At 71.0% G+C, this 11,077-nt stretch carries 6 protein-coding genes; 2 read left to right on the plus strand and 4 right to left on the minus strand.

All coding sequences use genetic code 11. The features are described from left to right. Window positions 1-10 precede the first annotated feature (10 nt). A complete protein-coding gene (glgB, locus tag ACK4HH_RS09290; protein WP_409651013.1) occupies window positions 11-2,194 on the minus strand; it encodes a 1,4-alpha-glucan branching protein GlgB in 2,184 nt (727 codons plus the stop codon). Then, window positions 2,194-4,215, minus strand: a complete 2,022-nt coding sequence (locus tag ACK4HH_RS09295; protein ID WP_409651015.1) for an alpha-1,4-glucan--maltose-1-phosphate maltosyltransferase — start codon at window positions 4,213-4,215, stop codon at window positions 2,194-2,196. The genes glgB and ACK4HH_RS09295 overlap by 1 nt, the downstream gene beginning before the upstream one ends. Before the next feature lie 425 nt (window positions 4,216-4,640). Between ACK4HH_RS09295 and glgP the strand changes: the two genes are divergently transcribed. Then, entirely contained in the window at window positions 4,641-7,193 is a 2,553-nt protein-coding gene (glgP, locus tag ACK4HH_RS09300; RefSeq protein WP_409651017.1) for an alpha-glucan family phosphorylase, read from the plus strand. Window positions 7,194-7,256: 63 nt separating this feature from the next. Here glgP and ybaK read toward each other — a convergent pair whose 3' ends face one another. Continuing rightward, entirely contained in the window at window positions 7,257-7,748 is a 492-nt protein-coding gene (gene ybaK / locus ACK4HH_RS09305; RefSeq protein WP_409651019.1) for a Cys-tRNA(Pro) deacylase, read from the minus strand. Further along, on the minus strand, window positions 7,741-9,789 hold the full coding sequence (gene glgX / locus ACK4HH_RS09310; RefSeq protein ID WP_409651021.1) for a glycogen debranching protein GlgX: 2,049 nt from the start codon (window positions 9,787-9,789) through the stop codon (window positions 7,741-7,743). Before glgX ends, ybaK begins: the two co-directional genes overlap by 8 nt. A gap of 79 nt (window positions 9,790-9,868) precedes the next feature. On the opposite strand from glgX, the gene ACK4HH_RS09315 reads away from it, so the two are divergent. After that, window positions 9,869-11,077, plus strand: a 1,209-nt coding sequence (locus ACK4HH_RS09315) for a cysteine desulfurase family protein (RefSeq protein WP_409651023.1), incomplete at its 3' end; no start/stop codon positions are given.

An 11,077-nucleotide genomic window follows, 5' to 3' on the forward strand; every position in this document is an offset into this window, starting at 1 on the left:
CGGCCCGCCGTCACTCGCGCTGCAGGTACAGCCCCGCGAGCGGCGGCAGCGTGAGCTCGACAGAGGCCGGCCGCCCGCCCCAGGGGGTGTCGGTCGCGTGCACGCTGCCGAAGTTGCCGACCCCCGAGCCGCCGAACTCTTCGGCGTCGGTGTTGATGACCTCGCGCCAGGTGCCCGCCGAGGGCAGCGGCAGGCGGTAGGGCCCCACGGGGTTGCCGCTGAAGTTGAAGACGCCCACGAGCGGGGTGCCGTGCGCATCGCGGCGCTCGAAGGCGATCACGTTGTTGCCCGCGTCGCCGCCCTCGAGCCACGAGAAGCCCTCGGGCGAGTTGTCGAGCTCCCACAGGGCGGGCGTCTCGCGGTAGACGCGGTTGAGCTGGCTGACGAGGTGGTGCAGTCCGCGGTGCACGGGCTGGTCGAGAATCCACCAGTCGAGCCCACGCTCTTCGCTCCACTCGCTCGGCTGCCCGAACTCTTGCCCCATGAAGAGCAGCTGCTTGCCGGGGTGCGCCCACATGAACGACAGGTAGGCGCGCACGTTGGCGAGCTTCTGCCACTGGTCGCCCGGCATCTTGGCGAGCAGCGAGCCCTTGCCGTGCACGACCTCGTCGTGGCTGATTGGCAGCATGAAGTTCTCGCTGAAGGCGTAGAGAAAGCTGAAGGTGATCTCGTTGTGGTGGTGCGAGCGCCACATCGGGTTGCGGGCGAAGTAGCTGAGGGTGTCGTGCATCCACCCCATGTTCCACTTCATGCCGAAGCCCAGGCCGCCCTCGCTCGTGGCCTTCGTAACGCCCGGCCACGAGGTCGATTCCTCGGCGATCATGACGATGCCGGGCACGCGCTTGTAGGCCGTCGCGGTCGCCTCCTGCAGAAAGGCGATGGCCTCGAGGTTCTCGCGGCCTCCGAGCACGTTGGGCAGCCACTGCCCGTCGCTGCGCGAGTAGTCGAGGTAGAGCATGCTCGCGACGGCATCGACCCGCAGGCCGTCGATGTGGAACTCTTCGAGCCAGTACAGGGCGTTCGCGACGAGAAAGTTGCGCACCTGGCTGCGGCCGAGGTCGAAGATGTAGGTGCCCCAGTCGGGGTGCTCACCCCGTCGGGGGTCGGGATGCTCGTAGAGGGCCGCGCCGTCGAACCGGCCGAGCGCCCACTCGTCTTTCGGGAAGTGCGCGGGCACCCAGTCCATGATCACGCCGATGCCGGCCTGGTGGAGGCGGTCAATGAGGTAGCGCAGGTCATCCGGGTGCCCGAATCGCGAGGTCGGGGCGAAGTAGCCCGTCACCTGGTAGCCCCACGAGGGGCCGTAGGGGTGCTCGGCGAGCGGCATGAACTCGATGTGCGTGAAGCCGAGCTGCGTGACGTACTCGATGAGCGGGTCGGCGATCTCGCGGTAGCCCAGCCCGGGACGCCACGAGCCGAGGTGCATCTCGTAGACGCTCATGGGGGCGTCGTGCGGGTTGCGAGCCGCACGGCTCGCCATCCACGTGTCGTCGCCCCAGGCGTAGTGCGAGTCGCCCACGACGGATGCGGTGGCCGGGGGAGATTCGGTGTAGCGCGCCATGGGGTCGGCGCGCGTGACCCACGTGCCCTCGGCCGTGAGCAGCTCGAACTTGTAGGTCGAGCCGGCACCGAGGCCCGGCACGAAGAGCTCCCAGACGCCGTTGTCGTTGAGGCGCCGCATGGCGTGGCCGAGGCCGCTCCAGCTGTTGAAGTCGCCGACGACGCGCGCGGCTTGCGCGTGCGGGGCCCAGACGCTGAAGCTCGTGCCGTCGACGCCCTCGTGCGGGCGGTGGTGGGCGCCGAGCACCTGCCACAACTGCTCGTGGCGGCCCTCGGCCCACAGGTAGAGGTCGACCTCGCCGACGCTCGGCACGAAGCGGTAGGGGTCGTCGGCGTGCCAGTCGGGGCCGCCCTCGTAGCTCGTGCGCACGGTGTACGCCTGGCCGTCGTCGAGGCCGCCGGGCAGTAGCCCGTGCCAGAGGCCGTCGGCGTCGTGCGCGAGCGCGTGCTCGGTGCCGTCGGCGCGAACGACCGTGACGCTCGCGGCGAGCGGGCGCACGACCCGCACGAGCCAGCCGCCCTCGACGTGGCGCTGCCCGAGCGCATCGTGCGGGCGGGGGTGCCGGCCCTCGACGAGCGCCCGGCGGTGGTCGGGGTGCAGCGCGGGCGGGGTGGGCTTCTTCGAGGCGGCCATCAGGAGCCCTTCGGGTAGTCGATGCGCAGAATGTGCACGGGTTCGACGAAGGCGTCGAGGCGCACGAAGTTGTCGGCGCCCCAGCGGAACTTCTCGCCCGTGATGAGGTCTTTCACGTCGAAGGTCGACCCCGCCTCGAGCCCGAGCGCGGCCAGGTCGAGGTGCACGGTGGTCTGACGCGCCGAGTGGGGGTCGACGTTCGCGACGACGATGATGCCGTCGCTGCGGCCACTGCGCACGAACCGGCCGGGCAGCACCTTCGCGTAGACGAGGATCGCCTCGTCGTCGCTGTGGTGCACCGAGAGGTTGCGCAGCTGGCGCAGGGCGGGGTGCTCGTTGCGGATGCGGTTGAGCGTCGTGAGGTACGGCGCGATCGACGCGCTCGCCTTCTCGGCGGCGGCCCAGTCGCGCGCCTTGTACTCGTACTTCTCGTTGTCGATGTTCTCTTCGCTGCCCGGCCGCGCGACGTTCTCGATGAGCTCGTAGCCGCTGTACACGCCCCACGTGGGGCTCGCGGTGGCCGCGATCGCGGCACGCACCTTGTACGCGGGAACCCCGCCGAACTGCAGGTACTCGGTGAGGATGTCGGGGGTGTTGACGAAGAGGTTGGGCCGCAGGAAGGCGCTCGACTCGTGGCTGAGCTCGGTCAGGTAGGTCTCGAGCTCGACCTTCGTGTTGCGCCACGTGAAGTACGTGTACGACTGCTGGAAGCCGGCCCCCGCGAGCGCCTGCATCATGGGCGGCCGCGTGAAGGCCTCGGCGAGGAACACCACGTCGGGGTGCGCCGTGCGCACCTCGTGCAGCAGCCACTCCCAGAAGTGCAGCGGCTTGGTGTGCGGGTTGTCGACGCGGAAGATGCGCACACCCCGCTCGATCCACAGCAGCACGATGCGCAGCACCTCGCGGCTGAGCCCCTCGAAGTCGTTGTCGAAGTTGAGCGGGTAGATGTCTTGGTACTTCTTCGGCGGGTTCTCGGCGTAGCGGATCGTGCCGTCGGGCAGCGTCGTGAACCATTCAGGATGCTCGCTCACCCACGGGTGGTCGGGCGCGCACTGCAGGGCCAGGTCGATGGCCACCTCGATGCCGTTCTTGGCGGCGGCGGCGACGAAGGCCTCGAAGTCGGCGACGGTGCCGAGGTCGGGGTGCACGGCGTCGTGGCCGCCCTCGCTCGAGCCGATCGCCCAGGGGCTGCCGGGGTCGTTCGGGCCGGGCGTGAGGGTGTTGTTGGGTCCTTTGCGGTTGAGCCGCCCGATGGGGTGGATCGGCGGCAGGTAGAGCACGTCGAAGCCCATGCTCGCGACGGCGGGCAGGCGCTTGGTCGCGGTCGCGAAGGTGCCGCTCTGCCACGAGCCGTCTTTGCGCCGCTTGGCGCCCTCTGACCGCGGAAAGAACTCGTACCACGCGCCCACCGCGGCGCGCGTGCGCTCGACGGTGAGGGCGAGCCACTCGCTCGCCGTGCGCAGGCTCTGCAGGGGATGCTGGGCGATCGCGGCCACGACGCGGGCGTCGGTCGCCACGGCGAGGCGCGCGGCGGGGGTCAGCGTCGCCTTGAGCATCGCGGTGCGCGCGTCGGCGAGCACCGCGGCCGAGGCGCCGCCCGCGGCGAGCTGGGCCGCGCGATCGAGCAGCTGCGCGCCCTCGAGCAGCATGAGCTCGACGTCGACGCCCGCCGCGATCTTGACGGTGGCCGCGTGCAACCACGTGGCCCAGTCGTCGGCGTAGGCCTCGACGTGCCACCGCCAGGTGCCCGCCTGCTCGAGCTGCACCTCGGTCTGCCAGCGGTCGGTGCCCGGCACGCGCTGCTCGAGGGTGTGGCGCTCGACCGTGCCGTCGGGTGCCGTCAGCACGACCTCGGCACCGAGCAGGTCGTGGCCCTCGCGAAAGACGGTGGCGGCGAACGGCACGACCTCGACCACGAAGGCCTTGCTCGGCCAGCGGTTCTCGGGCTGCTGAGGGCTCAGGTGACGGATCGGGATGCGCCCGATGCGGTGGGTGAAGGGCGGGGTCTGCGTCGTTGCCACCCCTCGACCCTACGCCGGGGGCGGGGTGGATGCGCGGGTGGCCGGGGCGCGGAATGCGGGCTCTCGAGCGCTGTCGGCACAAGGGGGGACAAAATGTACCCCGACCGGGGTACGCGAATCATCGTCAAGACCTGGAGCGATGGCCAGGGGTCGACGTACAGTGATGTTCGGAAAACGAACCGGTGGCATACCCGAAGCCGCCCGAGCGTTCCCCGACTAGCACGGTGCGACCCGAACGGCCCCGTGGTGCAGGACCGAGACTCGATTCCCCCCAATCGCGAGTCCGGTCCTGTTCGTCGTTAAGGGCGCCGGTGCTGCTGTCGTGACTGCTGCTCGGGCTGGAACCGGTTCCCGACCCTCCTCCCGCTCGCCTAGAGTGAAACGCGGGGTGCCCCCACCACGCCCCGTGCCGAGGAGTGATGAGCGTGAAGGCGATCCGCCGCTTCACCGTCCGTACCGTTCTGCCCGAGTCGCTCGCCGCGGTCGCGGCGCTCGCCGCCAACCTGCGCTGGTCGTGGCACGAGCCGACCAAGGCGCTGTTCGCGCGCATCGACCCGCAGCGCTGGGAGGATCTCGACCACGACCCGGTCGCCCTGCTCGGCGCGGTCGACCCCGCGCGGCTCGACGAGCTCGCCGCCGACCCGGCCTTCATGGCCGAGGCCGAGTCGCTGCGCGCCGATCTCGCCGCCTACCTCGAGCAGCCGCGCTGGTACCAGTCGCTGCCCGACGCCCCGCAGCGCATCGCCTACTTCTCGCCCGAGTTCGGCATCGCGTCGGCGATTCCGCAGTACTCGGGCGGGCTCGGCATCCTCGCCGGCGACCACCTCAAGAGCGCGAGCGACCTGGGGCTGCCCCTCATCGGCGTCGGCCTGTTCTACCGCGCCGGCTACTTCCGCCAGGCGATCGACCGCGACGGCTGGCAGAAAGAGAGCTACCCGCTTATCGACCCCGACGGTCTGCCCATGCAGATGCTGCGCGAGCACGACGGCAGCGCCGTGCGCATCTCGCTGAGCCTGCCGGGCGGCGAAGCGCTGCACGCGCGCGTCTGGCAGATGCAGGTCGGTCGCGTGGTGCTGCTGCTGCTCGACACCGACATCCACGACAACAGCGACGAGCTGCGCGGCGTCACCGATCGCCTCTACGGCGGGGGCGGCGAGCACCGGCTGCTGCAAGAGCTGCTGCTCGGCATCGGCGGCGTGCGCGCCATCAAGCGCTACGTCGACGTCACGGGCACGCCCGCTCCCGAGGTGTTCCACACCAACGAGGGCCACGCCGGGTTCCTCGGTCTCGAGCGCATCAGCGACCTCATCGCCGAGGGGCTCAGCTTCACCGAGGCCCTGCAGGTCGTGCGCGCCGGCACGCTCTTCACGACGCACACCCCTGTTCCGGCGGGCATCGACCGCTTCGACGGCGAGCTCATCGAGCGCTACTTCTCGACCGATCTGCTGCCCGCCGTGAGCGCGGATGATGTGCTCGCGCTCGGCACCGAAGACTACGAGGGCGGCGACCGCGCCGTCTTCAACATGGCGGTCATGGGGCTGCGGCTCGCTCAGCGCGCCAACGGCGTGAGCAAGCTGCACGGCGACGTCTCGCGCGGCATGTTCGGGGCGCTCTGGCAGGGCTTCGATCAGGATGACGTGCCGATCACCTCGGTGACGAACGGCGTGCACGCCCCCACCTGGACCGACCCGCTCATGGTCGCGCTCGCGAAGCAGAAGCTCGGCACCTACGAGACCTCGTCGTGCGACTGGCGGTCAGAGGCCGTGACCGATGCCGACCTGTGGTCGGTGCGCCGCGCGATGCGCCAGCAGCTCGTGACCGACGCGCGCGAGCGCGTCACGGCCGCGTGGGCCGAGCAGAACCCGGGTGTCGCCGCGCCGAGCTGGATGAGCGAGCTGCTCGACCCCGACGTGCTCACGATCGGCTTCGCGCGCCGCGTTCCGACCTACAAGCGGCTGACGCTCATGCTGCACGACCCGGATCGCCTGCGCGCCCTGCTCACGCACCCCGAGCGACCCGTGCAGCTCGTCATCGCCGGCAAGTCGCACCCCGCCGATGACAGCGGCAAGGCGCTCATCCAGAAGCTCGTGCAGTTCGCGGCCGAGCCCGAACTGCGCCGCCGCATCGTGTTCCTGCCCAACTACGATATCGGCATGGCGCGCGTGCTCTACCCGGGCACCGACATCTGGCTGAACAACCCGCTGCGTCCGCTCGAGGCGTGCGGAACATCCGGCATGAAGGCGGCCCTCAACGGCTCGCTCAACCTGTCGATCCTCGACGGCTGGTGGAACGAGTACTACGACGCCGAGAACGGCTGGGCGATCCCCACCGCCGACGCCGCGGGTGATGGCGCCGAGCGCGACAAGCTCGAGGCCGAGGCCATGTACGACCTCATCGAGCACCAGATCGCGCCGCGCTACTACGACCGCGACGCCGAGGGGCTGCCGCGGCGCTGGCTGCAGAGCATCCGCCACACGCTCGCGACGCTCTCGCCCGAGCTCTCGGCCGACCGCATGGTGCGCGAGTACGTCGAGCGGCTCTACGTGCCCGCCGCGCACGCCGAGCGCGCCATCACGGCCGACGGCAACCGTCCCGCGCGCGAGCTCGCCGCCTGGAAGGCCCGCGTGGCTCACGAGTGGCCGCACGTCGCCGTGACGCACGTCGAGTCGGGCGGCGTGCAGTCGCCCCAGGTGGGCGACGAGCTGAAGGTGCGGGCCCACGTGCAGCTCGCGGGGCTCTCGCCCGACGACGTGCTCGTCGAGGTTGCCTTCGGTCGTGCGCGCAACGGCGATGACCTCGTGGATGTTCGGCGCCAGCCGCTCGAGCTGGCCGAGCACGAGCTGGGCCAGCCCGCGACGTTCGTCGGCACGGTGCCGCTCGCGCGCTCGGGCTCGTTCGGCTACAACGTGCGGGTCACCCCGAAGCACGCGCTGCTCGCCAACCCGGCTGAGCTCGGCCTCGTCGCCGTCGCGCACTGACCGCACGCTGGTCGCACACCCGCCGGGCGCTCGCCGCGCCCGGCGGGTCAGCACCCCCGCCAGTCAGCGCGCAATGTCGGCGAGCCGGCCGCCCGTGATGCGCAGCAGGTCGTCGGGGGCGAGCTCAATGTCGAAGCCCCGGCGTCCGCCCGAGACGTAGATCGTCGGCCAGAGCGCGGCGGTCTCATCGAGCACGGTCGGCAGCGCGGTCTTCTGCCCGATGGGTGAGATGCCGCCGACGACGTATCCCGTCTTGCGCTCGGCGAGGGCCGGCTCGGCCATGACGGCGCGCTTGGCGCCGACGGCCGCGGCGAGCGACTTGAGATCGAGCATCTCCGTGACCGGAACGATGCCGACGACGAGCCGGCCGTCAGCATCGGCGAGCAGCGTCTTGAACACGCGATCGGGGTCGAGCGCGAGCGCCGTCGCGGCCTCGAGGCCGTAGTTCGTCGTCGCGGGGTCGTGCGCGTAGGTGTGGGCGGTGAACGGGATGCCCGCCGCGACGAGCGCCACCGTCGCGGGCGTGCCCGGGGCGGAGGAACCGGCTCTAGCCATGCGCGCGGAACAGCAGCATCGACGTCGGGCCCACGACGAGCGTCTCGCCCGGCGCGTGCTCTGACACGAGCTCGCTGATGTCGTCGTGCGAGCTGTCCCACAGCAGGGTGTAGCCGTCGACGCCCTCGTGGGCGGGCAGGGTGACTTCGACCGACTCCTCGATGCCGTGCACGACGAGCAGGATGCGGTTGAACTCCTCGAACTCGGGGGTCGAGGCGGCGAGGTACTGCAGGGTGCGCTCCGCGGGCGAGTCCCAGTCCTCCATCGTCATCGCGAGGCCCTCTTTGTTGTACCAGTCCATCTGCGTCGCGTTGGGTACGGTCTCACCCCAGCGGCCGTAGCGCACGGGTCGCAACGCCGGGTTCTCGCGCCGCAAGCGCAGCAGTCGCTGCACGACGCGGTACAGGTCTTGCTGCCAGCCGTCGTGATTCCAGTCGAGCCAGGTCAGCTCGCTGTCATGGCAGTACGCGTTGTTGTTGCCGCGCTGGCTGCGGCCCACTTCGTCGCCCGCCGTGATCATGGGCATGCCCGCGCTCAGCAGCAGGGTCGCGAGCAGGTTGCGCATGGCTTTGCGTCGCGCGGTCGTGATGACCGGGTCGTCGGTGAGTCCTTCCACTCCGAAGTTGTAGGAGCGGTTGTTGTCGGTTCCGTCGCGGTTGTCTTCGCCGTTGCCGATGTTGTGCTTGACGTTGTAGGCGGTCAGATCGGCCACCGTGAAGCCGTCGTGCGCCGTGATGAAGTTGACGCTCGCGAGCGGCCCGCGATCCTGCGCGAAGACGTGGGCGCTGCCGGTGATGCGCCGGGCGAGCGAGCCGATGCCCTCGGGAGCCGTGCCGTGCGCGCGGGCCGCGCCGGCATCCGTCAACCAGAAGGCGCGCGCGCGATCACGGAACCCGTCGTTCCACTCGTGGTAGCCCTGCGGAAAACGGCCGACCTGCCACCCGCCCATGCCGACATCCCACGGCTCGGCGATCATCTTCACGCCCTGCAGCGCCGGGTCGTCGAGAATGGCGCGCAGCAGCGGGTGCTCGGGGTCGAACTCGGCCCCCGCATTGCGGCCGAGCGTCGCCATGAGGTCGAAGCGGAACCCGTCGACCTGCACCTCGTTCGCCCAGTAGCGCAGCGAGTCGAGCACGAGGCGCTGCGCGGCCGGCAGCGAGAAGTCGATCGTGTTGCCGCAGCCCGTGGTGTCGATGTAGGCGCCGTCGGGAGTCTGCCGGTAGTAGCTCGCGGCGTCGATGCCCCGAAAGCTCGTGGTGGGCCCCTCGGGGCCCTCTTCGGAGGTGTGGTTGTAGACGACGTCGAGCACGACCTCGAGGCCTGCCTCGTGCAGCAGCTTGACCATGCCCTTGAACTCGCGCAGCACCGCGCCCGTGCCGCCGAACTGGGCAGAGCGCGTGGCATAGGCGGCATGCGGGGTGAAGAAGTTGAGGGTGTTGTAGCCCCAGTAGTTGACGAGCCCCTGGCCCTGCAGGCGCTGCTCGCTCACGAACTGGTGCACGGGCAGCAGCTCGATCGTCGTGATGCCGAGGTCTTTCAGGTAGGCGATCGTCGCGGGGTGCGCGAGTCCGGCGTAGGTTCCACGCAGCTCATCGGGCAGCTCGGGGGCGAGCTTGGTGAGGCCTTTGACGTGGGCTTCGTAGAGCACCGTGTGATCGAGCGGGATGCGCGGCTTCTGCACGCCCGCCCAGTCGAAGGCGTCGTCTTGCACGTAGCTGCGCCACTCGCCGTCGGGCGTGCGCGCGAGCCCGCGCGCGTAGGGATCGAGCAGCAGGCGCTCGCGATCGAAGGCGTGCGTGGCGCCATCGGGTCCGTCGACCCGCAGGGCGTAGCGCGTGCCGGGGGCGAGCGAGCGGCTCGTCGTGTGCCAGACCCCGAAGCGGTTGCGCTGCAGATCGTGCGTCTCGGCGATCCACGTGGGGTCGTCGGTCGCGAAGATGCACAGCTCGATCGCGGTCGCGTTCGCGCTCCACACCCGCAGCTCGCCGCCTCGCGGCGTCTGCCGCACGCCCAGGTGCGCGAGGGTGTCCATCGTCGCCATGCGTCTTAGGCTAGGTCAACGACGGAGAGGCCCCGTTCACCCCACGGGGCCGGCGGCCGCGACCCGAGAGGAGTCGAGCGTGATCTATCTCGACCATGCCGCCACGACGCCCATGAGCGATGAGGTGCGGGCGGTCTATCTCGAGGCGCTGCAGCTCGTGGGCAACCCATCGTCGATTCACTCGGCGGGCCAGCGCGCTCGCGCCGTGCTCGACGACGCGCGCGCGCGCATCGCGGCCACGCTCGGCGTCGATCCCATCGAGGTGACGCTCACCGGTGGGGGCACCGAAGCGGTCAATCTGGCCATCAAGGGGCTGTACTGGTCGCGGGCGCACGATCGCCGTCGGCGCATCCTGGCCCCGCGCACCGAGCACCACGCGGCGCTCGACGCCGTCGAGTGGCTCGCGGCGCACCAGGGCGGCGAGGTCGTGTGGCTCGAGGTCGACGCGATCGGCAGCCTGCGCCTCGACGCGCTCGCCGAGGCGCTCGGAGACGGCCACGACGTGGCCCTGCTGACGATGCTGCACGCCAACAACGAGGTCGGCACCGTGCAGCCCGTCGCCGAAGCCGCGGCGCTCGCCGCGGCGGTGGGGGTGCCCGTGCATGTCGACGCGATCGCCGCCTACGGCCAGGTGCGGCTCGACCCGCTGCCGCCGGGGGTCGCGGCCGTCTCGCTCTCGGCCCACAAGGTCGGCGGGCCCGTCGGCGTCGGCGCGCTCGTGCTGCGCCGCGGCTGGGAGCTCGTGCCGTTGCAGCACGGCGGCGGCCAGCAGCGGGGCCGCTCGGGCACGATGGATGCCGCGGGCGCTGTGGCCTTCGCGCTGGCGGCCGAGCGCGCGCACGCCGAGCTCGACGAGCGGGCCGCGCACAAGCGCGCGCTGCGCGATCGGCTGGCGCGGGGCATCCGCAGCAGCGTGCCCGAGGCGGTGCTGCGCGGGGCCGCGGGTGCGCTCGCGGGTGCGAGTACCGGTGCGAGCGATCGCGAGCCGGATGCCGACCTCGAAGCCCTCGCCCTGCCCGGCACCCTGCACTTCACCGTGCCGGGCGCCGAGGGCGACTCGCTGCTCATGCTGCTCGACGCCGAGGGCTTCGCGCTCTCGACCGGCTCGGCCTGCCAGGCCGGGGTGCCTGAGCCCTCGCACGTGCTTCTGGCCATGGGACTGAGCGAGCAGGATGCGCGCGGCGCGCTGCGGGCGACGCTCGGCCCGCACACCACGGTCGCCGAGGTGGATGCCCTGCTCGCGGCTCTGCCCACCGCGGTCGAGCGGGCGCGGGCGGCGGGGCTCGCC

It is taken from the genome of Microcella sp., from assembly GCF_046296455.1.
Classification (GTDB): Bacteria; Actinomycetota; Actinomycetes; order Actinomycetales; family Microbacteriaceae; genus Microcella.

Bases quoted from the DNA above. Each gene is read 5' to 3' on its own strand.
- glgB (WP_409651013.1), bottom strand. From the start codon at position 2,194: ATGGCCGCCTCGAAGAAGCCCACCCCGCCCGCGCTGCACCCCGACCAC.
- ybaK (WP_409651019.1), bottom strand. From the start codon at position 7,748: ATGGCTAGAGCCGGTTCCTCCGCCCCGGGCACGCCCGCGACGGTGGCG.
- glgX (WP_409651021.1), bottom strand. From the start codon at position 9,789: ATGGCGACGATGGACACCCTCGCGCACCTGGGCGTGCGGCAGACGCCG.